Genomic DNA, 20,788 nt, shown 5'->3' with positions numbered 1-20,788 from the left:
AAGCTAACTGATACTAATTGCCCGTAAGGCTTGATCCTATAACAGGTGTGTTTCGTTTCGGGTTGCGCTTTAGCGCCTAGCCGAAACAACCCCCGCAGGGGGCGACACACAGGTTGAGATCAGTGTTGTGCCTGAAACAACACAGCCTAATGTAATACCGAGAGGCATCCTCTCAGCTACTTCTTCCAGATTGGTTGTACTGCTCCACGAGCACTACGACAACAAGTCATGCCTGATGACCATAGCGAGTCGGTCCCACCCCTTCCCATCCCGAACAGGACCGTGAAACGACTCCACGCCGATGATAGTGCGGATTCCCGTGTGAAAGTAGGTAATCGTCAGGCTCCCCAGCATGACCAGAAACCCCACCCCGCAAAGGTGGGGTTTCTGCGTTTACGGCCCTGAAAATTCCGTCAGCAACGCCACTCACTCCTTCCCGATCCGCAGCGCGTTCGCGTACCCCGTCAGCTCCAGATAGGCACGTCCAACTTCCGCGCCGTCACGGCTCACCCGCACTGCACCCTCCCAATACACTGCACCCGTCGACTGACGGGAATCGAGTTCCTGGTCGTCCATCAACGGATCGAGGCGCCACGTAAGCGCGCCGGTTTTGACCGTCATCGACACGGGATACGACGTGTTCGTGCGTGGCGAGCGCCATGTGCGAACTGGAGTGAAATCGACCTGATCGCGGCCGAACGCCGTCACCTGACCATCGCGATTTCTGAGTGCGGCATGTGCCCATATTGCGTGTCCATCGCGACTGCGAACCTTGAAAGCTATCAAGGCTGAACCGTCCGTCAGATTGGCGCCGAGCCAATCCCATCCGACCGCGTCGGCATCGAGGAGCGTGCTGGACCATTCGTGATCGAGCCACGCCGCGCCGGTAACGGCCGTTTCGCCCGTCGATTTGCTGCCTGCCGAGACCGGTCGAACTACGCTGCCAGTCACGCGCAATTGTGGCTCGCTGTAGTAATAGCTTGCCTGTTCCGGCCGCGGACCCTTGCGCGAGTAGCCGTGTTCGCCCTGGACCAAAGGAGCCTGCGTCGGCGTCAGTGCGAGGCGCAGCGCGAATCCGTTCGCGTCCACTGTAACGTCGTAGTGACCGTCGTCGGCACGGACGATTTTCCATGCATCGAGTTTGACGTCGGTATTGTCCGACTTCGCATACGCCAACCCGAAGCCTTGGCGGGCAATGCGCTGATCGTGCGTCAGATGACCAAGCGCAGGATCGCTTAACGCGGCGTGGGCAATGATCAATTGCGATGGTGCGAACGCACTCGGGTCCGCTGGATCGTGACCAGTTGCCGAGCGAAAGAAGGTGATCTGGAAGCCGAGCGGCTGATTGTCCGGTGTCGTGAGCCAGCCTGTTGCGTACCACCACTCGGTGCGAAAAGCCGGGTGTGCGCCGCTATCTTGCGGCAGCACGATCGAATGGTCCGGCGTGACCGCTGTGAACTCCGGTGTCGCGGCCACCGCAGATGCTGTAGCCACCAAACCCAAGCAAAGCAACGCCGCATGAATCGCAGCGTTCAGCCTTCGTGCACTTGCCAGGCGCCGCGGCGCAGCCGATGACCTGCCTGAAACGCTGTGCGCCAGGCGGACGCGACCAGTTCGACAGGAACATGTAGTCACTCGACACGCCACTTGATACATCGCTCGATACGCCGATCCGTACGCCGCGTCATACATCGATTCCCGCACCACCTCCCGCGACGACCCACCCATCACCAATCCTCCTTCACCGCGCGCACCGCATCCACCGACACCGCGCCTCGTCCCGCAATCACCGCAGTCGAACACGACGAAGCCAGCATCACCAACGCCACCGTGCCGAGCACTGTCCATGGAACGTGCAGCGACATGCTCCAGTGAAACGACTGCGGATTGACGACGAACACCAGGATCAGGCTGATCGCGAATCCAAGAACGAAGCCCATCGCGATGCCGCAAGCGGTGAGCATCCCGCCTTCGAGCGCAAGAATCGCGAGAACCTGCGAGCGGGTCACGCCCACATGCCGCAGCATGCCGAACTCACGGGCCCGTGCGAGTGTCTGCGCGGAAAACGTCGCCGCGACGCCGAACAGGCCGATCACGATCGCGACTCCCTCGAGAAGATAAGTGACGGCAAAACTTCGATCGAAAATAACCAGCGTACGCGCGCGGATTTCGCCCGGTTGCGACAGGGTCAGCGATGCGCCGAAGGGCAGCGCACGCAGGCCGGCCATCACGCGTTCGACGCTCGTTCCCGGTTGAACGGTGACAGCCACATCCGTCGCGCCAGTGTCGGCGGTTAGGCGTCGATAATCCGCAAGCCGTATCTGAATCGCACCGGTCTGCCGCACGTAATCACGCCATACACCGGCTACAACGAACACGTGGCCGCGCTCACCAAGCGGTAACTGCACGCGCTGACCAAGCTTGTACCCATACAGATCGACCATTGCTTCGGATACCCAAACAGGTGTCTCGCCCTCATGCAACTCGGAAGGAGGCAGCACCGCCCCGGTCATCTGCAGATTTGCGCCCGGATCAGCGGCGTCGATTTCACGGGCGAGCACGGCGATGTCCGGCCGTGCAGGATCGAGCGTGAGATGCGAGGTGCGAGCGAACGCTGCCGTCTTGATGCCGGGCACGGTACGCAGCAGAGTCTGTTCGTCGGGGCGCAAGCCACCGGTGTCGCCGTTCGGTGCCACGCGAACGTACAGATCGGCCGAGAGCAGGTGGCCCAACCAGTCTTCGACAGAAACACGGAAGCTCGCCACCATGATCGCCATCGCGACGATCAGCGCGAAGCTTGACAGCACGCCGCCCATTGCGATCGATGCATGGCCTGGCGCATTCGCGAGACGCGCCAATGCCAACGTGCTCGCCGCGCCAGCCCGACGCCGCGCGCCAATAGCACGGCTTGCAGCGCCAAAGATCAAAGCCGTCACGCGTGGCATCAGCGCGATCCCGCCGACCAGCAACAGCGCAACAGCCAGATAGCCGCCAATAGGCGCATCGAACAGCGGCGGAACTTGAGTGAGCAGGGCGGCAACCAGCAGACATGTCAACGCGGGCCAAGGCGTAGCGAGCCGCGCCAACGCGCCTTCTTCGGCGCCGGCTTTGAGCGCCGCCGCGGGCTGCGCACGTGCCGCCTCCAAGGCGGGGGCAAGACTGCCTAATACCGACACGGCGATGCCTAGCACCAGAAATAGTGCGGTCGCGAGCGGTTCGAAACCGACGCGCGGTTGCACGCCAGGAAAGTAGCCGCCGCCCAGGTCGCTGCCGAAAAAACGCAACGCGCCGCTCGCCATCGCATAGCCGAGCGCGAGTCCGGACAGCGAACCGAGCAGGCCGAGCAGTGCGCCTTCCATCAGAATCTGGCGCAGCAACTGGCCGCGCGTCAGTCCAAGCACGCGCAGCATTGCGAACTGGGCACGGCGTCGCACGACGCCCAGTGCCTGCGTCGAAAACACGAGGAACGCGCCAGTGAAAAGCGCCACCAGCGCGAGCACGTTCATATTGATTCGATAGGCGCGCGACAAACGATCGGTGCGGCTTTCGGCGTCGCGCGTCTCGGAGATCACCCACCGGCTGCCGAGTTGCGCTTGCAGATCACGTTTGAAGCGTTCGCGATCGAAGCCGCGTTCGAGTTGCACGTCGATGCGCGACAGCTTGCCCACCTTGCCGAACTTCCACTGAGCGGTGGCAATATCCATTACCGCAAGCCGCTGTCCCGGCCTTGTTCTCACGAGACCGCCGGCCACACGAAAGTGCACGATCGACGTGCCGCTTTGCAGTGCCACGTCATCGCCGATCTTCACGTTCAACCATTGTTGAGCCGCCGCCGAAAGAAACATCGTATCGGCCGCAACGGTATCGAACGGCCGATCCGGCGACGGCACGCCGATCAGATCAGGGGCAATGCGGCTCGCCTTGAAGACATCGATACCGAGTACGGGCAATGCGGCGCTCTGATCCGGTACGGTCACATCGAGAGCGAGTACCGGACTCGCCAGCGCCACGCCAGGCTCAGCCGACAAACGCGGGTAGATGGATTCGTCGAATAAAGGTTGCGCACCGCGCACCTGCAGATCGGCCTCGCCCGACAGGCTGCGCGCCGCCGCCGAGAATTCATTGAAGGCTGCGCTATTGATCAGTTGAACGGCGTAGCCAAGCGCGACGCCGAGCGCGATCGTTGCGATTGCAACCAGTGCGCGTCCGCGATGACTGTGCCACTCTGCGCCCAACAGCCAACGCGCGAGCCTGCGATGACCTCGCATTCGTTCCAGTGGGCGCGGGTCAGCGTGCATCATCAGCTGAACGCGCAGCGGATCGAGCGTCGGGGGCCGAACCGGAAAAGGCGTTGCGCCCCAATGAAGCATGCAAACCGCCGTCGCTCAAAATCAGAATGCGGTCCGCCACTGCCGCGGCCGCCTCCGAGTGCGTGACCATGATGGTGGCCGCACCGGTTGCCTTGCTTTGCGTGCGGAACAGGCCGAGTACTTCGTGTGCGGTATCGGGATCGAGGTTGCCGGTGGGTTCGTCGGCGAGAATCAGTTTCGGACGATGCACGAGTGCCCGCGCAATGGCGACGCGTTGCAACTCGCCGCCCGACAACTGCCGCGGAAAATCATCGCCACGGCCGCTCAAACCCACGGCCGCGAGCATATCGAGCGCGCCGGCCATGGGCAGCTCGTTTAACAGAAGAGGCAGCGCGACATTCTGCGCAAGCGTCAGATGAGGCAGCACGTGAAACGCCTGAAACACGAAGCCCAGTTTTTGCCGGCGCAAGCGCGTCGCCGCGTTGTCATCCAGACGCGAGACGGCGCTGCCGTCGATGATCACGTCGCCGCTATCCGCGCTGTCGAGCCCGGCAATGAGATTGAGCAACGTCGATTTGCCGACGCCGGAGTCACCCATGATCGCGACGAATTCACCCGGCGCGAGCGTGAAATCGAGGTGCGCCAGCACGATGCGGCCGGCGCCATACGTCTTGCCAAGCCCGCGGCATTCGAGCGCGGGAACGACACCTTCATCACGAAGCAGCATGCGGTATCCGATAAGTCTGGCCGGTGAGGGCGGCGTCCAGGCGTGCGAAGAACTACCGTACTACGCACGAGCGTCGGCCCCTGAACCGCCGAAGTATATTCGGGTTCTGTAAGGCTCGCAGGCGAGCGCCGCCATAGCCCGATACCTGTCCGATAATGAACCGCCACCCCGATCGATAGGGTCTTTTCGGGCTCGCGCCGACGCTTCTTTAGAGTGCCGGATCAAAAAAATTTTCTGCTCGCGGACGCGCTAAATTTTCGCCGGCGGCTCGAAATCGGCTTTGATGGCGTGTCGTGCACCAGAATGATTTATTTCGGCGCGATCGTCTCGTCTAAGCGCCTATGCAAGAGCGGCTAATCGCCCGCCAATTGCTTTCTTCTTCATGTAAAAAGCATGGTGTATACCCTGGGGAAATTGCTTTGTGCGTCTGCACATTTTTCGGCGTTTCGCAAGGGCAGACGTGGCAACAAAGCATTACCAACGGCGTTGCAGCGTTGTTGCGCTGCAAAAGTATTCTTATCTTGGTAATCTCCCACCCTTGGTCATTCGACTGCGGGTAAACGTGAGGCAGGCAGCACTGCTTCGACGTCGATTTCAGCGAAATCCAGCCTACATATCCATTTCAATGCTTTCGTTTTTGAAGGCATTGATGCGGCGTTTTGTATTTCAAGTTTTCAACAGAACACATGCCATTGCCTCCGCTTCTTAGCCTACTCATCTGGATCCCTATTGTCGCCGGCCTGGTGGTTTTGCGTGCCGGATCGGACGCGGCACGTGGCCGCACGCGATGGCTCGCGTTGATCGGCGCGATAGCGGGTTTCCTGCCGGTGATTCCGCTCGTATCGAATTTCCGCAACGACGTGACGTCGATGCAGTTCGTCGAGAACGTCCGCTGGTCGCCCACGTTCGATATCGCGTGGCACGTGGGGGTGGATGGCATTTCGCTGTGGCTCGTCGCGTTGACCGCGCTGACCACGATCATCATCGTGGTCGCCTCGTGGGAGTCGATCACCGAGCGCACCGCGCAGTACTTCGGCGCCTTCCTGATGCTGTCGGGTTTCATGCAGGGCGTGTTCACGTCGATGGACGGCATGCTGTTCTTCATCTCGTTCGAAGCGACGCTGATTCCGCTGTACCTGCTGATCGGGACATGGGGCAATTCGAACCGCTCGTATGCCGCGGTGAAGTTCTTCTTCGTCTCGTTCCTCGGCTCGCTGATGATGCTGATGTCGATGCTGTACCTGTATGCGCAGACGCACAGCTTCGACCTCGCGCTGTGGCGTGAAACTCGCCTCGGCACCTGGCCGCAGGTCCTGATCTTCCTCGGCTTCCTTGCTGCGTTCGGTGTGAAGGTGCCGATGTGGCCGCTGCACACGTGGCTGCCTGACGTCCACCTCGACGGCCCGACCGGCGCCGCGGTAATGATCGGCATGCTCAAGCTGGGCGGCTACGGTCTGCTGCGTTTCGCGTTGCCGATCGCCCCGCAAGCCAGTCATTTCTTCGCGCCGATGATGATCACGCTGTCGCTGGTCGCGGTGATCTATTCGAGCCTGCTGGCACTCGTGCAGACCGACATGCGCCGCCTGCTCGCGTATTCGACGATCGCGCACATGGGCCTCGTGACGCTCGGCCTGTTCGTCTTCAACCGCATCGGCCAGGCCGGCGCGATCGTGCAGATGCTGTCGTATGGCGTGGTGTCCGGCGCGATGCTGCTGTGCACGGGCATGCTCTTCGACCGCACGAAGACGGCTTCGATCGCTGAATACGGCGGCGTCGCCAACACCATGCCGCGCTTCGCTGCGTTCGTGATGCTGTTCTCGATGGCCAATATCGGCCTGCCGGGCACGTCGGGTTTTGTCGGCGAGTTCATGGTGTTGATGGGCGCGATCCGCTTCAATTTCTGGATCGGCGCCATCGCGGCCTCGACGCTGGTCCTGAGCGCGGCCTACACGCTGTGGATGTACAAGCGCGTGATTTTCGGCGCGATTGCCAATGCACGCGTCGCGAAGCTTCAGGACCTCGGCAAGCGCGAGTTCGTGCTGCTCGGCGCGATGGCTTTGCTGGTGCTGGCCATCGGCATCAATCCGAAGCCGTTCACCGATGCGATCGACCCGTCGGTCGGCACGCTGCTGGCGCAATCGGAACGTAGCCTGCATCCGTCAGACTCCGTACCGGCTGACGGTGGCGAGCACCTGCAGGCTGCGGCGCCCGCTACTGTCGCGGCACGCACACCGGGCTGATCGAAACAAGGCGCGTGTCGCAGGTGCAACATCCGTCGCCAGGATGCTGCCAGCGCGAGCGCGCTTTTTCGCACCCATACACACGTCCTTTTCGAGCATCCGGCGCAGCGTAACCTTCAGGTCACGCTGCGTTTTAATGCTTGTTTGAAGGGACTTTTGTGATCCGGCGATCCCGCCGGCACTTCGCAATAGCGCATTGCAAACCCTCACGTGTGCACAGCAGTGCGGCAACATGTCACACGGTGTTGCGGCGCAATAGATCGTTGCGAAAACGAGTGTTTATATCCCCTTGACGACCCCCTATTATGCGATCGCTTACTAATGGAGAGCGGTCGAATGACGTTCATTGAAGTCGTAGAAGAAAGGCAATGGATATGAAAGGAAAAACGCTGCGAGGGTCGGCAGGTTTCCTTTCCGCCGGCCTTGTGTTGTTGCTCTCGGGTTGCAGCAACCTCGATGTTTTGAATCCGAAGGGGAGTGTGGGGCTGGCTGAACGTGAGCTGATTGCCACGTCGGTCTGGGCCATGCTGATCGTGGTCGTTCCGGTTATCGCGCTCACGCTGCTGTTCGCATGGCGCTATCGCGCGTCGAACAGGAATGCCGAATACAAGCCGGGCTGGGTGCATTCCACCGGCATCGAAATCGCCATCTGGACGATTCCGACGCTGATCATCCTGTTCCTCGCCGTGCTGACGTGGAAGAGCACACACGAGCTCGATCCGTATAAACCGCTCGAGTCTCAGGTCAAGCCGATCAACGTCGAAGTCGTCGCACTCGACTGGAAGTGGCTCTTCATCTATCCCGACCTCGGCATTGCATCGGTGAACCAGCTGGCGTTCCCGGTCGGCACGCCGGTGAACTTCCTCATCACGTCCGACACGGTGATGAACTCCTTCTTCATTCCGCAACTCGGCGGCCAGATCTACGCGATGGCGGGTATGCAAACGCGTCTGCATCTGATTGCCGACGAGGCCGGCAACTACGCAGGCACCGCGGCGAACTTCAGCGGCAAGGGCTTCTCGGACATGAAGTTCCGCGCGCTCGCCACGTCGCCCGACGAGTTCAACGCGTGGGTCACCAAGGTACGCGCCTCGTCCGACCGTCTCGACATGGACCGCTATCACGCGATGTCGGCGCCTACCGAGAAGGAGCCGGTGCGCTACTTTTCGTCGGTCGATCCGAAGCTCTTTCACAACATCATTGCCCGATACAACAACGGTAACGTCCTCGACAACATGAACGACGCTAACTGCGCGCCAAAGGGTAAGGGGTAACGCATGTTCGGAAAACTTACGCTCGATGCGATTCCGTACCACGAGCCAATCATCGTGGGCGCGGGCATCTTCATGGCGCTCGTCGGGTTGGCCGTGCTCGGCACGGTCACCTATCTCGGCAAATGGCGCTACCTGTGGACGGAATGGCTGACCTCCGTCGACCATAAGAAGCTCGGCATCATGTACATCATCGTGGCGATGATCATGCTGCTGCGCGGCTTCTCGGACGCGATCATGATGCGTCTGCAGCAGGCGCTCGGCTACATGAGCCCAGGCTATCTGCCGCCGCACCACTATGACCAGGTGTTCACGGCCCACGGCGTCATCATGATTTTCTTCATGGCGATGGCATTCATGATCGGCCTGATGAACCTGATCGTGCCGCTGCAGATCGGCGCGCGCGACGTTGCGTTCCCCTTCATCAACTCGTTGAGCTTCTGGATGACCGCTGTCAGCGCGATTCTGATCAACGTGTCGCTGGTGATCGGTGAGTTCGCGCAAACAGGTTGGTTGGCTTATCCGCCGCTGTCGGAGTTGCAGTTCAGTCCGGGTGTCGGGGTCGACTATTACCTGTGGAGTTTGCAGCTCTCCGGTATCGGCACCTTGCTCACCGGCGTGAACTTCTTCGCGACCATCGTGAAGATGCGGGCCCCGGGCATGACCTGGATGAAGATGCCGGTGTTCACGTGGACCGCGCTCTGCACCAACGTGCTGATCATGGCCTCGTTCCCGATCCTGACCGTGACGCTCGCGTTGCTCGGTCTGGACCGCTACCTCGGCATGCACTTCTTCACGAACGACGGCGGCGGCAACGCCATGCTGTACCTGAACCTGATCTGGGCATGGGGTCACCCGGAGGTGTACATCCTGATCCTGCCGGCGTTCGGTATCTTCTCGGAAGTTGTGGCCACCTTCGCCAAGAAGCCGCTGTTCGGCTACAAGACGATGGTGTGGGCAACCTGCGCGATCATGGTGCTGTCGTTCCTCGTGTGGCTGCACCACTTCTTCACGATGGGTTCGGGCGCCGACGTCAATGCGTTCTTCGGCATTGCGACGATGGTGATTGCGATTCCGACCGGCGTGAAGGTGTTCAACTGGTTGTTCACGATCTACAAGGGCCGTCTGGAATTCACCACGCCCGTGCTGTGGACGATCGGCTTCATGATCACGTTCACGATCGGCGGGATGACCGGCGTGATGATGGCGATCCCGGGCGCGGACTTCGTTCTGCACAACAGTCTGTTCCTGATCGCTCACTTCCACAATGTGATCATCGGTGGCGTGCTGTTCGGTTATCTGGCCGGTTTCAACTACTGGTTCCCGAAAGCGTTCGGTTTCAAGCTGAACGAGAAACTCGGCAAGGCTGCGTTCTGGTTCTGGCTGGTCGGTTTCTATGTCGCGTTCATGCCGCTGTACGTGCTCGGCTTCATGGGCATGACGCGTCGTCTGAACCATTACGACAATCCGGCATGGCACCCGTGGCTGATCCTCGCCGCGTTCGGCGCAGGGCTGATCGCTATCGGCATTGCCTGCCAGCTGGCGCAGCTCTACGTCAGTATCCGCGACCGTAATCTGCCGGAAAATCGCGACGTCTCGGGCGATCCGTGGAACGGTCATACGCTGGAATGGGCGATGAGCTCGCCGCCGCCGGTGTACAACTTCGCGATCATCCCGACGGTGCGCAAGCTGGACGCGTTCACCGACATGAAGTCGCGTAAAGCGCCGCAAGCAGAGCCGGTGTATCGCGACATTCATATGCCGTCGAATACGTCAGCGGGTCTGCTGGTTGGCCTGTTCTCGCTGGCGCTCGGTTTTGCCGGTGTGTGGCACATCTGGTGGCTTGCGATCGTCGGCCTGGTCGGCGCAATCGGCACGGTGATCATCTATAGCTTCCAGGACAACGACGGCTATTACATCCCGGCCGACACGGTCGCGTTGATTGAAGAAAAACGCTCCGGCGCTGGTGCCCACATTGCGGTAGAGGTGGACTGATGCTACAGAAGACTATTGCGGTTCAGCCGCATCTCGCGCCGGACCATGTGCCGTCGCAATCGGTATTCGGTTTCTGGCTGTACCTGATGACCGACTGCATCATCTTTGCCGCGCTCTTCGCCGTGTTCGCGGTGATGGGCCACCAGTTCGCGGGTGGCCCTACGGCTAAGGATCTGTTCGAGATCCCGGGCGTCGCGCTTGAAACGTCGATGCTGCTGCTGAGCAGTATCACGTACGGCTTCGCAATGCTGGGCGCGCACAAGAACCGGAAGGGCGTGCTGCTCTTCTGGCTCGGCGTGACCTTCCTGCTGGGTCTCGCGTTCCTCGTGCTGGAAATGCGCGAGTTTTCGCACCTGATCGCACAGGGTGCGGGCCCGAGCCGCAGCGCGTTCCTGTCGTCGTTCTTTACGCTGGTCGGCACGCACGGTTTGCACGTTACTTGCGGCCTGATCTGGATGGTGGTGCTCGCCGTGCAGGTGATGCGTCATCGCGATCTGACCGAACGCGACATGATTCGCCTAACGTGCCTGAGCCTGTTCTGGCACTTTCTGGACGTCGTGTGGATTGGCGTCTTCACCTTTGTCTATCTTGCGAGCGTGATCTAAATGGACCATAGCCATCACTCACACCTGGCGCACCCGGACGAAGGGCACGGCGGTGAAAGTCACGGCAGCTTCGGCAGCTATACGGTGGGTTTCATTCTCTCCGTCATTCTGACTGCCGCGGCCTTCGGTCTCGTCCTCAACGGGACGTTGACCGGCGAGAACGCTCTGCTCGCAATCGCAGGCCTCGCGTTTGTGCAGATCGTCGTGCACCTGATTTTCTTCCTGCACATGAACGCGTCGTCGGCACAGCGCTGGAACGTCATGGCGTTCGGCTTCACGGTGCTTACGGCTGTGATTCTGATCGTCGGGTCATTGTGGATCATGCATAACGTCAGCATGCATATGATGTCCCGCTAGGCGGAAAACGTAGCCATTTGAGAAAAAGCCCCGCAAGGTGAAAACTTTGCGGGGCTTTCTTCATGAGTTCCGAAGGCGCACGATTCGGACACCGCGCCACGATTCGAGATTGACCGGCCTCGAAACACACGTTAGCATCGTTTCCATGATCGCATCTATCCATTCCCGTTCGCATTCTTTGCACGCATGCTGTTGCAGCCTGCCAAGGGGAGCTTGCGTCTAGCGAGTCGATCTGTACACGTCCGTATCCCTGAGGCCACCCGTCACAAGACCGGTGGCTTTTTGTTTTGATCTTTCCGTTTTCGCTCTCACGCACTTACGTTCACTAACGCGCTCAACACCACAGGAATTCACATGCCACTCGTCCTGTACGACACATGGTCGCGCACCTTACGCGCTTTCACGCCGATTCAAGCGGACCACGTGGGGCTGTATTGCTGCGGTCCGACCGTGTACGACCACGCGCATATCGGCAACCTTCGAACCTACGTGTTCGAAGACGTGCTGCGACGCGTGCTGACATTGAACGGCTACACCGTGCGGCACGTCGTCAATATCACCGACGTCGGTCATCTGGTTTCCGATGCCGACGAAGGCGAAGACAAAATGGAGAAGGGCAGCAGGCGCACCGGCGAATCGGCGTGGACGATCGCCGAGCGATATACCAAAGCCTTCATGAGCGATTGGCACGCGTTGAACCTGCTCGAGCCCGCCCTGTGGTGCCGCGCGACCGATCACATCGTCGAGCAGATCGATTTCATTGCCGACCTCGAACGCAACGGCTATACGTACCGCACGGCCGACGGCGTCTACTTCGACACGAGCAAACAGGACGATTACGGCTTTCTCGCACGTCTCGATGTCGCCGGCCTGCAGGCCGGCAAGCGTGTGGCGTTAGGAGAGAAACAGCACGCAACGGATTTCGCGCTATGGAAATTCAGTCCGCCGGACACCATGCGGCAAATGGAGTGGGATAGCCCGTGGGGCCGGGGTTTTCCCGGTTGGCATATCGAGTGCTCGGCGATGTCGGCGAAATACCTCGGGCCGTGGTTCGACATTCATTGCGGCGGAGAGGATCACATCGCCGTGCATCACAGCAATGAAATCGCGCAGACTCAGGCACGCCATGGAACCCGCCTCGCGAACTTCTGGATGCACGGCCATTTCCTCACGCTGGACGCCGGCAAGATGTCGAAGTCGGGCGGCGATTTCGTGCGGTTGCAGACGTTGATCGATCGATGCGTCGATCCGCTCGCGTATCGCTACTTGTGCCTCAGCGCGCATTACCGCAGCACGCTGCGCTTCAATCTCGAAGCGCTCGATGCCGCGCAATCTGCGTTGGACCGTTTGCGTCGAGCTTATGTGCAATGGCCCGAAGGGGGCATGCCCGATGCGAACAGCGTCGAGCGTTTCAAGGCTGAGATCGATCAGGATCTGAATCTGCCGCGCGCGCTCGCTGTGCTGTGGGATGTGGTGAGAAGCGATCTCCCGACGGCAACGCGACGGGCGACGGTCGATCGATTCGACACCGTGCTAGGACTCCGGCTCGCCGACTGGAAGGAAGACGTGCCTGATGTTCCCGCCGATATCGCGCTTCTCTTCGATGCGCGTGACAAGGCCCGCGCGGCCAAGGACTGGAGCGAGGCTGATCGTCTGCGTGAGCAATTAAGAGCCGAGGGCTGGCTCGTGGACGACGGTCCGGGTGGGCAGGTGCTGCGTCCGCGCGATACAGGGAAGTAACGATATCCTGGCGTGGCAATGAGAAGTAGACGGGCCGCCATGCTGGCCCGTCTATCCTCACGCTTCACGCGGTTTCTCGCGATGCCTAAAGCGGCACCACGACAGGCTCGGAGTGGCAAGGCGGCTTGCCGTATGGGACATGGACAGGCCCACAGCCCCAATGAATCGGCGGACACTCCCAGCCGCGCCGAACGACAATGGGCGGCATCATCCCGCCGGGGCAAGCAGACGGTGCTTCCCGCGTGAGGTAGGCGATGCCGCCGCGGACGGATTGCGAAGCCGAGCGGTCGAGTTCATCGACGCGGGGCAAATCTTTGAGAACTAGCGTTTTCATGGTGGATCTCCGGTAGGGTTGGATTAACAGTGAGCCCGGGTATCGCCGCGCTCATTGATTCCCTTTGCACACACCATGCCATCCGCCGCAAAGCGGCATGGCGTCCACATCAACCGATCTCGCGCGCGCAAGATGGTTGAGATACACCGACTCGTGACGCTATGGTGTTGGTGCACTACCAACAGCTACGCCCGCCGGAATTGCGGGCACAATAAGTAACCTCGCGCCACTCGCGCACGAATCGCCGATTTCCATTAGCAAGCAAAGGAGGATGTATGAGCCAGCAGAAAGCCATCGAATATTCCGCAGCTTCGCCTGAAGTCAAAGCCGTCTATGACGACATCAAGCAGACCCGCCAGGTCGACGACGTCAACAACTTCTGGAAATACATCGCCCAGCATCCGCCTACGCTCGCGCGCACCTGGGACAGTCTGAAGGACGTGATGGCGCCGGGGGCGCTCGATCCGCTGATCAAGGAATTGCTTTACGTCGCGGTGAGCGTGACGAACAACTGCGGGTACTGCGTCGCGAGCCATACGGCTGCGGCCCGCCGCGCGGGTATGACCGATGAGATGTTTGGCGAACTGCTGGCGGTGGTCGGTATGGCGAACGAGACCAACCGCCTCGCGGTGGGGTATCGCGTGCCGATCGACCCCGCCTTCGAGTAAGGTCGTCGAATAACGGCGTGCGCTTAATCCCGCGCTTGACCCTGGACGCGACGCCATCCGGCGAGCAGCGCGGGCAGGTCGGCCATGTCGCGGAAGACGTGAACCGCGCCCGCGCCATGCAAGGCGGTGGCGCTGCTGTGGCTCAGTTCCTTCGGACAATAGCCGAACACCGTGGCGCCGGCGGCTACGCCTGCCGTGACGCCCGTGACGGTATCGTCAACCACGGCGCAACGTTGCGGTTCTACGCCGAGGCTTGCGGCCGCGGCGAGATAGACATCGGGATACGGCTTGTTGCGCGGTGTTTCGTGACCGCTGGAGATGCGCCCTTCGAAGCAGTCGAGAATACCGGCCTTCACCAGTTGCAATTCCACTTTGATGCGATCGGCGCCGGACGCGACAGCAATGCGTCCGTTGAGCGACGCATAAAGCGCGCGCACTGCCGCCGCCGCGCCGTCAATCGCCACCAGCTCGCGGTCTAGGGCCTCATTGCGGCGCGCACGAAATTGCATGAGCCATTCCGTTGTAATCGCGAAGCCGGTGCGCGCTTCGATGAGTGCGGCTTCATCCCTGACGGCCTTGCCGACAAAAATTTGCATCGCCTCTTCAACGCTCAAGTGCCAGCCTAACTCGCCGAGCATTTCGGTGAGCACGCGGCTAGTGATGGGTTCGGAGTCGACGAGCACGCCGTCGCAGTCGAAAAGTACGGCGTCGAAAGGGAAATCGGCCATCGGGCAGGGTACGGAAAGTGGTCGCGGAACCGGCAAGGATACCTCACCGGCTCGCGCGACGCTGCGCAACGGCCCCAATGGAATCAGGACCCTGCAGCCTTATACCCGTCACTCAGCGTTTTCATGAACGCGATGATGTCCTGAATGTCCTGATCCGTCATGGCCGGCTGATCCCCGAACTTGCGATCGAACGGCGCATCGGCAACGTCGACATTGGCGTGATACTGCGCCGGCAGATCGTTGTACTTCTGTACCTTGCCCGAAGCATCGCGCGGATAGATTTTCTCGGGCGCCGTGTTGCGCAGGTTGTAGAAGTCCATGACCTGCTTGAGGTCGTGATACACGCCGTTGTGGAAGTACACCTTGCGCTCGGCAACATTGCGCAGGGTTGGCGTCAGGAACATCCCGCAGTACTGCGTCTCCTTCTTCATGTCGTCACGGAACGGCCCGCACACGCCCATATCGAAGAACTTCGGATCCTTGTTGGCCGGAATGGCCGGATTCCGCGGCACGCCAAGCGCCTCGTACTGCGTGTCGGTGAACACCGGCGGCAAGCCATCCTTGCTGGGCTGGCTCAAGTGGCAACCCGCGCAATTAGCCTTGTCCTTATCGTTGAACAACTGCAAGCCGTGCAATTCGGCGTGGGTCAGCCGCGCTTTACCTTCGAGCCAGTAATCGTACTTGCTGGTAAACGCATGAAACGACTGATCTTCGGTTTGATACCGTCCCACTGCGAACATGGCTTCCGAGATCAGCAGGCTCGGATTGTTGACGATGCCCGCTCCGAAGATCTGTTTGAACTGGTCCAGATATTTGGTTTGCAGCAGCTTGCGCGCGACATCCTCTTGCGTCGCGTTGGCCATCTCCACTGGATTCATCAGCGGACCGATTGCCTGGATTTGCAGCGTATCGGCGCGGCCGTCCCAGAACAGGCCGCCCTGCGGCACCATCGCCGGCGCGGCGGGTGCGGCAAGCGCCGTCTTCTGTGCGCGCTGTACGCCGGCGGCCTGCGTCGCCAGTTGTGTCATATCGACGGGCACGTCCGTATCGCCCTGATCCGGCCCGATGCTGAATGGCGCCTGACGGTACAGATACGTCAGCGACGGCGGCGGCCGATAGCCGGCCTGATTCATGTGCGCGCCGCCGAGTTGAACCGGAAACGCGTTATCCGGCGCGTACGAATGCTGTGCCGAGTGGCACGACGCACACGACTGCGTACCCGAGGCCGACAACGTCTGGTCGTAGAAAATCTGTTTGCCGAGCAGCGCAACCGCGCTTAGCGGCGCGTCTTGCGGACGCATCAAATGAACCGGATTGGGATTCGCGCCGGTGATTTCCTCGACGATCGAACCCACTGCGGGCGGCATCCGTTCCGGGTAGATGAGCGCGTACGCGCAAACCACAGCGAGCGCGAGCACGATGCCGACGGCGCTCCACACGAGCAGCCTGAGCCAGGCGCGACGGGTAATGACGGGACCCGGCTCACCGCCGGCAGGCAGATGCGGGGGCAGCACGGCGTCTGAAGGATGATTCATGGCGGTAGTGACAAGTGATTCGATCAGGTGCGACCAAAAAGCAAATCGAGCCAGCACGTTTGCACTGGCTCGACGCCCAACTACAGCTTGATGTGTTTCGTGCTCTTCCTCGTGCTGCGTGTCGCGTCGTCATGCACGAGCCGCGCTCGTACATGACGTGACGGCAGTCGCACCGGAAGGGCAGTCCGCACGTTTGCGGGTCAGCTAGCCGGCGCCGCCGACAGCTTCGTGCCCAGGTTCTCGTCCAGGAACACTGTCGGATTGTTGCCCGAGCCCGAGAAGTTGAACATGTTCATGATGCTGCCTGCCGTTGCATCAAACGAACCACTGCCAATGCGTTGACCGCCGAGCCAGTTGTCTTCGATGAACCTGACCACAGACGCCTGGGTGATCGGCGTATCGTCGACGAAGTTGACCTTCGCCCACGGCGACACCACGATAAACGGCGTACGCGTACCCGGGCCGCAACGGCCGTTCACTGCGCCGCCATTCACGCCCTGCGGTTGCACCGCGCCCGTTGCCGTGCACTGACCCGTGCCGCTCAGGTTGTCGCTGCCGGCGATCGTTGCACCGCCAGCGGATTGCGCCGTGGTCGAGTCGAACGACGCGCTCGTCGGCGCCTTGTAGCGGTGGTCGTACCAACCGTCCGAATCGTCGTAGGCGATGATCACGGCGGTGTTCTTCCAGTCAGGCTGTTGCTGCAGGAAGTTGATCACCTTCGTGACGAAAGCCTGCTCGTCGATCGGATCCGAGTTGCCCGGGTGGCCGTCGCCGACTGCCGGCGCCTTCAGGAAGCTCACCGACGGATAGTTGCCCGCCTTCACCGCAGTGAAGAAGTCGTCGGTGTCGTACTGGTGGTGAACCGGCGTTGCCGTGTTGTCGAGCGGGTCGGTCGCGCCGATCAGCGCCGTCGACGTCGGACGCGTGTGCTTCAGGTTGGCCGTGCTGGCGTAGTACTGGAACCACGCGTGATGCTGCACGTAGTCGGTCTTGGTCGCGTTCAGGACTTGCGAGAACGTCGAGCGTGCGCAACCGGTCGTGCCGTTGGCATTGGTGGTCGTCAGGTTGAAGCCGCCCATGAAGCCGCCCCACGTCAGGCCCTTCGCGTTGAGCAGGTCGCCGATGTTCCTGGACGTCATCGCACCCGTCACCGCGCTGCCTGCCGCGATCGTGCAGACGTCGCCGGTCGGATCCAGGTCGCCGATCATCGTGAAGCCGCCAGCCGAGTCAGGAATCGCATTGGCCGAGGTTCCGCCCGTCACCACGACACCGTTGTTCTGGCCGGAGACGACTTCAAGTGCGCCAGGCGTCGACGGACCGTACGTGTCCGTGTACGCATTCTGGTTCATCGCAAAGTTCTGAGCGTAGTTCCACATCGCCGTGACCGTGTTGCCGTCGAAGTAACCGAGCACCTGGCCCTTCGTGGCGAACGCGCCGGTGCTGCCGGCGATCGTCGAACCTGCCGCCGTGAACAGCGGGAACGAGTCCATCGCACCGTTGTTATACGCGAGCTGTTCCGCGGCATACGCGTGGTTCTGGCTCGACGTATTGGCTTGCGAACGATCGAGACGGAACGGCAGCAGGTCGGCGGCCGGCAGGCCGAGACCCGCGATCGTCACGGAACCCACCGTGCGGCCCGCCGTGTTCGGCGAGGTCGACAGCGCGTTCGGGTTCGCGGTGATCAGGTTGTTGGTGCTGAGGTTGTTGACCGACGGCGTGCCTGCGGCTGCGGTGAATTGCGGCTCGCCGACCGGGTTGTTGGCCTGCGGGTAGGTTGCGAAGTAGTGGTCGAACGAGACGTTCTCGCCGAAGATCACCACCACGTGTTTGATCGGCGTGGCTGTCGTGACGGCATCCTGCGCGGACACCGTGACTGTCGGTGTCGATGCAGCCGGCGGCGCGGACGCCGTCGAACTCACGCTATTGTTGCCGCAAGCAGCGAGCGTAAGCATCGCGGCCAACGGGATGGGTAAGAGGGTTCTACGGAACATGTGACTGGCTCCAGATTCGACTTCGCCGTTCAGCGTTTCCAGGTAATGCACGTGTGGATGTTCGCTGGGGATATTGTTAGAAATACAGCTGAGGGTCTTACCGCTAGAAACTGGCCGCATTGAAACACCCGCTGATTAAGATTTGAGGGCGCGAACATTACGTCACCTATCGGTTGCCATTCATTTCGATAACTTTTGCTGTCGTTCCGCTTGCGCTGGCCCTGGATGGAAAGGCTGTTGCGGTCTCCATGATTCGCGTGCAACGGCGCGTTTCTTTCAGCGCCATTCAGAGCGACGGGGAACGACGGATTTTTCCGGCTGCGGCGTTCAAGAAGAAACGCAGCCGCTTCTGGCTTCGGCTCTTATGGGAGAAATCCAACATGACATCGACCAAACCGGTCCGCCTTCTGACTTCCGTGCTCGCTGCAGCGATTACGTGCGCTGCCGCTTTGACGGCGGCGCCTGCCTTCGCGCAGGCGGTGATCGTCGCGCCGATGGCGCCGCCACCGCCGCGCGTCGAAGTGATGCCGGCGCCGCGTTCGGGTTACGTCTGGGATCAGGGCCGCTGGCGTTGGGAGCACGGCCGTTATGTGTGGGTGCCCGGCCACTGGCAGCCGGTGCGTGTCGGCTATCGCTGGGTGCCGGGGCATTGGGTGCAGCGCGGACCTAACTGGCGTTGGGTCGAAGGGCATTGGGCCTGAACGTTGAGCGCCATGGTGCTCTTTGGCTCGCTTTGGAGCCGCATGCCTTGAGCGAACGCGATCCCGATGCGGAATTGCTCGAGGGGGTGGCCCGGCAAGACCCGGCCGCCGTCCGCTCGCTCGTCGCGCGCAAGCTGCCGCGTCTGCTCGCGCTCGCCACGCGCATGTTGGGAGACCGCATGGAAGCGGAAGACGTGGCGCAGGAGGTCTTCGTGCGGATCTGGAAACAGGCTTCGCGCTGGCGCGAAGGCGAGGCGAAGGTCGATACCTGGGTCCATCGTGTCGCGCTCAATCTTTGCTATGACCGTCTGCGCGGCCGCCGCGAAGTCCCGCAAGACGACATGCCCGATGAGATCGACTCCGCTGCGTTGCCCGACGCCGCGCTTGAAGCGCGCGCCCAGGACGAGCGCGTTCGCGAGGCGCTCGCCGCATTGCCGGCACGACAGCGCGAGGCGCTGGTGCTGAATTACTACCAGGAGATGTCGAACATCGACGCTGCCGCCCTGATGGGCATCACGGTCGATGCGCTGGAAAGTCTGCTGGCACGTGCGCGCCGCAATCTGCGCGCCCAACTGGCCGGCAGCGGCCTTAGCAAGGACAAGTCATGACGCCCGAAAGATTCCATCAGATCGTCGAAGCCTACGGCGCCGATCCGCGCCGCTGGCCGCAACAGGAACGCGCAGCGGCAGAGGTCTGGGCCGCTACGCATCGTGCCGAGGCCGACGTGTTGCTGGCCGACGCGGCCGGCATCGATGCCTTGCTGGCCGCCGACAAGGTCGATCCGCCTCGCGCGGCCTTGCAGCGGCGCGTCATCGGCAGCGCGCCGGGACGGCGGCCGAGCGCACCACGCCGGAAATTGTGGTGGTCGGGTGCGGCCGTGGCAGGCGTCGGCGTGCTGGGCGGCCTGGCCGGCGCCTTTGCGGTCTCGTTCTTTGTTTTGACGGGGACGGTTCCGCAAGTGCATGAGTCTTCTTATTTAACTTCGAGCTTCGGTGGTTCATCCGCCGATTGGAGCGGCGAATGAACGGCCGGTCATGGAAAATCGTGCTGGTGGCTTCGCTGGTGCTCAACGTGTTTCTGCTGGGCGCGATTGTCGGAGGTGCTTATCAATGGTTTGCGGCGCATGGGGCGACCACCACGGTGCTGGCGCAGCAGCGCACGGCGCTGCGCTTTGCCGCCGAAACGCTGCCGGCCGAGCGTCAGAAGGCTTTCATCGACGGCCTGAAGAATGCGCGCCGCGAGGGCCGGCAATATGCCCGCGATGGCCGCGAAGGGCGTCATGAAGTATTGCGCCTGCTCGCCGCGCCACAGTTCGATCGCGCGGCACTGGACGCAGCGCTGGCCCGCACGCGTGAGGCCGACAGCAGCTTGCGCGCGCAAGTGGAGGGCAGTGTGGCGGACTTTGCGGCGACGCTGTCGCCTGAGGAGCGCGTCGCATTCGCCGACAGCCTGAAGCTGCGCGGACAATGGCGTGAACCGCAGCCGGCCGCCAATGCGAACAAGCCACCGAAGCCGGCCGCAAGTGAACCTTCGAGTGAAGCGTCGGGCGAATAAAAAATTCTGAACGGCCGCGACGGATTGGAGCG

Annotated in this window: 18 protein-coding genes and 1 rRNA gene; 12 read left to right on the top strand and 7 right to left on the bottom strand. The window is 61.4% G+C overall.

The window, feature by feature from the left end; genetic code table 11:
• Nucleotides 1-231 precede the first annotated feature (231 nt).
• Nucleotides 232-344 (top strand): 5S ribosomal RNA (rrf, locus tag M0D68_RS25815).
• Nucleotides 345-426: 82 nt separating this feature from the next.
• Here the strand turns inward: rrf and M0D68_RS25810 are convergent.
• From M0D68_RS25810 to M0D68_RS25800, 3 genes are all read right to left on the bottom strand, one after another.
• Nucleotides 427-1,512, bottom strand: coding sequence for a carotenoid 1,2-hydratase (locus tag M0D68_RS25810; RefSeq protein ID WP_266225762.1), 1,086 nt, complete (start codon nucleotides 1,510-1,512; stop codon nucleotides 427-429).
• Between the two features lie 215 nt (nucleotides 1,513-1,727).
• Entirely contained in the window at nucleotides 1,728-4,298 is a 2,571-nt protein-coding gene (locus M0D68_RS25805) for an FtsX-like permease family protein (RefSeq protein WP_266225768.1), read from the bottom strand.
• Nucleotides 4,288-5,037, bottom strand: coding sequence for an ABC transporter ATP-binding protein (locus M0D68_RS25800; protein WP_200622115.1), 750 nt, complete (start codon nucleotides 5,035-5,037; stop codon nucleotides 4,288-4,290). The genes M0D68_RS25805 and M0D68_RS25800 overlap by 11 nt, the downstream gene beginning before the upstream one ends.
• 686 nt (nucleotides 5,038-5,723) lie before the next feature.
• Between M0D68_RS25800 and M0D68_RS25795 the strand changes: the two genes are divergently transcribed.
• The 6 genes from M0D68_RS25795 to cysS all read left to right on the top strand — a co-directional run bounded on the left by M0D68_RS25795 (nucleotide 5,724) and on the right by cysS (nucleotide 13,245).
• On the top strand, nucleotides 5,724-7,277 hold the full coding sequence (locus tag M0D68_RS25795; protein WP_200622114.1) for an NADH-quinone oxidoreductase subunit M: 1,554 nt from the start codon (nucleotides 5,724-5,726) through the stop codon (nucleotides 7,275-7,277).
• A gap of 374 nt (nucleotides 7,278-7,651) precedes the next feature.
• Nucleotides 7,652-8,551, top strand: a complete 900-nt coding sequence (gene cyoA, locus M0D68_RS25790) for a ubiquinol oxidase subunit II (RefSeq protein ID WP_266225760.1) — start codon at nucleotides 7,652-7,654, stop codon at nucleotides 8,549-8,551.
• Nucleotides 8,552-8,554: 3 nt separating this feature from the next.
• On the top strand, nucleotides 8,555-10,543 hold the full coding sequence (gene cyoB / locus M0D68_RS25785; RefSeq protein ID WP_266225758.1) for a cytochrome o ubiquinol oxidase subunit I: 1,989 nt from the start codon (nucleotides 8,555-8,557) through the stop codon (nucleotides 10,541-10,543).
• The gene (gene cyoC, locus M0D68_RS25780) at nucleotides 10,543-11,148 is read left to right on the top strand and encodes a cytochrome o ubiquinol oxidase subunit III (protein WP_266225756.1); all 606 of its coding nucleotides are present in this window, start codon (nucleotides 10,543-10,545) and stop codon (nucleotides 11,146-11,148) included. The genes cyoB and cyoC overlap by 1 nt, the downstream gene beginning before the upstream one ends.
• Nucleotides 11,149-11,505: a cytochrome o ubiquinol oxidase subunit IV gene (gene cyoD / locus M0D68_RS25775; protein WP_093644557.1), complete on the top strand. Its 357-nt coding sequence runs from the start codon at nucleotides 11,149-11,151 to the stop codon at nucleotides 11,503-11,505.
• Between the two features lie 354 nt (nucleotides 11,506-11,859).
• Entirely contained in the window at nucleotides 11,860-13,245 is a 1,386-nt protein-coding gene (gene cysS / locus M0D68_RS25770; protein ID WP_266225754.1) for a cysteine--tRNA ligase, read from the top strand.
• Nucleotides 13,246-13,330: 85 nt separating this feature from the next.
• Here cysS and M0D68_RS25765 read toward each other — a convergent pair whose 3' ends face one another.
• Nucleotides 13,331-13,579, bottom strand: a complete 249-nt coding sequence (locus tag M0D68_RS25765; RefSeq protein WP_200621114.1) for a hypothetical protein — start codon at nucleotides 13,577-13,579, stop codon at nucleotides 13,331-13,333.
• Nucleotides 13,580-13,854: 275 nt separating this feature from the next.
• Between M0D68_RS25765 and M0D68_RS25760 the strand changes: the two genes are divergently transcribed.
• The gene (locus M0D68_RS25760) at nucleotides 13,855-14,247 is read left to right on the top strand and encodes a carboxymuconolactone decarboxylase family protein (protein ID WP_093644519.1); all 393 of its coding nucleotides are present in this window, start codon (nucleotides 13,855-13,857) and stop codon (nucleotides 14,245-14,247) included.
• Nucleotides 14,248-14,270: 23 nt separating this feature from the next.
• Here M0D68_RS25760 and M0D68_RS25755 read toward each other — a convergent pair whose 3' ends face one another.
• The 3 genes from M0D68_RS25755 to M0D68_RS25745 form a co-directional block, all read right to left on the bottom strand.
• Complete coding sequence (locus M0D68_RS25755; RefSeq protein ID WP_266225767.1) at nucleotides 14,271-14,975, bottom strand: HAD family phosphatase; 705 nt, start codon at nucleotides 14,973-14,975, stop codon at nucleotides 14,271-14,273.
• Between the two features lie 83 nt (nucleotides 14,976-15,058).
• Nucleotides 15,059-16,510: a cytochrome-c peroxidase gene (locus tag M0D68_RS25750; protein ID WP_266225752.1), complete on the bottom strand. Its 1,452-nt coding sequence runs from the start codon at nucleotides 16,508-16,510 to the stop codon at nucleotides 15,059-15,061.
• Nucleotides 16,511-16,710: 200 nt separating this feature from the next.
• The gene (locus M0D68_RS25745; RefSeq protein WP_266225750.1) at nucleotides 16,711-18,501 is read right to left on the bottom strand and encodes a phospholipase C; all 1,791 of its coding nucleotides are present in this window, start codon (nucleotides 18,499-18,501) and stop codon (nucleotides 16,711-16,713) included.
• A 380-nt stretch (nucleotides 18,502-18,881) separates the two neighbouring features.
• Between M0D68_RS25745 and M0D68_RS25740 the strand changes: the two genes are divergently transcribed.
• The 4 genes from M0D68_RS25740 to M0D68_RS25725 are packed head-to-tail and all read left to right on the top strand — an operon-like array spanning nucleotide 18,882 to nucleotide 20,756.
• Complete coding sequence (locus tag M0D68_RS25740) at nucleotides 18,882-19,202, top strand: YXWGXW repeat-containing protein (RefSeq protein ID WP_266225749.1); 321 nt, start codon at nucleotides 18,882-18,884, stop codon at nucleotides 19,200-19,202.
• A 47-nt stretch (nucleotides 19,203-19,249) separates the two neighbouring features.
• Entirely contained in the window at nucleotides 19,250-19,810 is a 561-nt protein-coding gene (locus tag M0D68_RS25735; RefSeq protein ID WP_266225748.1) for an RNA polymerase sigma factor, read from the top strand.
• A complete protein-coding gene (locus M0D68_RS25730; RefSeq protein ID WP_266225747.1) occupies nucleotides 19,807-20,226 on the top strand; it encodes a hypothetical protein in 420 nt (139 codons plus the stop codon). The genes M0D68_RS25735 and M0D68_RS25730 overlap by 4 nt, the downstream gene beginning before the upstream one ends.
• On the top strand, nucleotides 20,223-20,756 hold the full coding sequence (locus M0D68_RS25725) for a periplasmic heavy metal sensor (RefSeq protein WP_093644509.1): 534 nt from the start codon (nucleotides 20,223-20,225) through the stop codon (nucleotides 20,754-20,756). Before M0D68_RS25730 ends, M0D68_RS25725 begins: the two co-directional genes overlap by 4 nt.
• The last annotated feature ends 32 nt before the right edge of the window (nucleotides 20,757-20,788 follow it).

Source organism: Paraburkholderia sp. SEWSISQ10-3 4 (genome assembly GCF_030464785.1).
GTDB lineage: Bacteria > Pseudomonadota > Gammaproteobacteria > Burkholderiales > Burkholderiaceae > Paraburkholderia > Paraburkholderia aspalathi.
Note: the sequence above shows the minus strand (reverse complement) of the source record. Positions and strands in the feature narration are given on the sequence as shown.

Bases quoted from the DNA above. Each gene is read 5' to 3' on its own strand.
- M0D68_RS25755 (WP_266225767.1), bottom strand. From the start codon at position 14,975: ATGGCCGATTTCCCTTTCGACGCCGTACTTTTCGACTGCGACGGCGTG.
- cysS (WP_266225754.1), top strand. From the start codon at position 11,860: ATGCCACTCGTCCTGTACGACACATGGTCGCGCACCTTACGCGCTTTC.
- M0D68_RS25750 (WP_266225752.1), bottom strand. From the start codon at position 16,510: ATGAATCATCCTTCAGACGCCGTGCTGCCCCCGCATCTGCCTGCCGGC.
- cyoA (WP_266225760.1), top strand. From the start codon at position 7,652: ATGAAAGGAAAAACGCTGCGAGGGTCGGCAGGTTTCCTTTCCGCCGGC.
- M0D68_RS25745 (WP_266225750.1), bottom strand. From the start codon at position 18,501: ATGTTCCGTAGAACCCTCTTACCCATCCCGTTGGCCGCGATGCTTACG.
- M0D68_RS25800 (WP_200622115.1), bottom strand. From the start codon at position 5,037: ATGCTGCTTCGTGATGAAGGTGTCGTTCCCGCGCTCGAATGCCGCGGG.
- cyoB (WP_266225758.1), top strand. From the start codon at position 8,555: ATGTTCGGAAAACTTACGCTCGATGCGATTCCGTACCACGAGCCAATC.
- cyoC (WP_266225756.1), top strand. From the start codon at position 10,543: ATGCTACAGAAGACTATTGCGGTTCAGCCGCATCTCGCGCCGGACCAT.
- M0D68_RS25730 (WP_266225747.1), top strand. From the start codon at position 19,807: ATGACGCCCGAAAGATTCCATCAGATCGTCGAAGCCTACGGCGCCGAT.
- M0D68_RS25725 (WP_093644509.1), top strand. From the start codon at position 20,223: ATGAACGGCCGGTCATGGAAAATCGTGCTGGTGGCTTCGCTGGTGCTC.
- cyoD (WP_093644557.1), top strand. From the start codon at position 11,149: ATGGACCATAGCCATCACTCACACCTGGCGCACCCGGACGAAGGGCAC.
- M0D68_RS25765 (WP_200621114.1), bottom strand. From the start codon at position 13,579: ATGAAAACGCTAGTTCTCAAAGATTTGCCCCGCGTCGATGAACTCGAC.
- M0D68_RS25805 (WP_266225768.1), bottom strand. From the start codon at position 4,298: ATGCACGCTGACCCGCGCCCACTGGAACGAATGCGAGGTCATCGCAGG.
- M0D68_RS25760 (WP_093644519.1), top strand. From the start codon at position 13,855: ATGAGCCAGCAGAAAGCCATCGAATATTCCGCAGCTTCGCCTGAAGTC.
- M0D68_RS25795 (WP_200622114.1), top strand. From the start codon at position 5,724: ATGCCATTGCCTCCGCTTCTTAGCCTACTCATCTGGATCCCTATTGTC.
- M0D68_RS25740 (WP_266225749.1), top strand. From the start codon at position 18,882: ATGACATCGACCAAACCGGTCCGCCTTCTGACTTCCGTGCTCGCTGCA.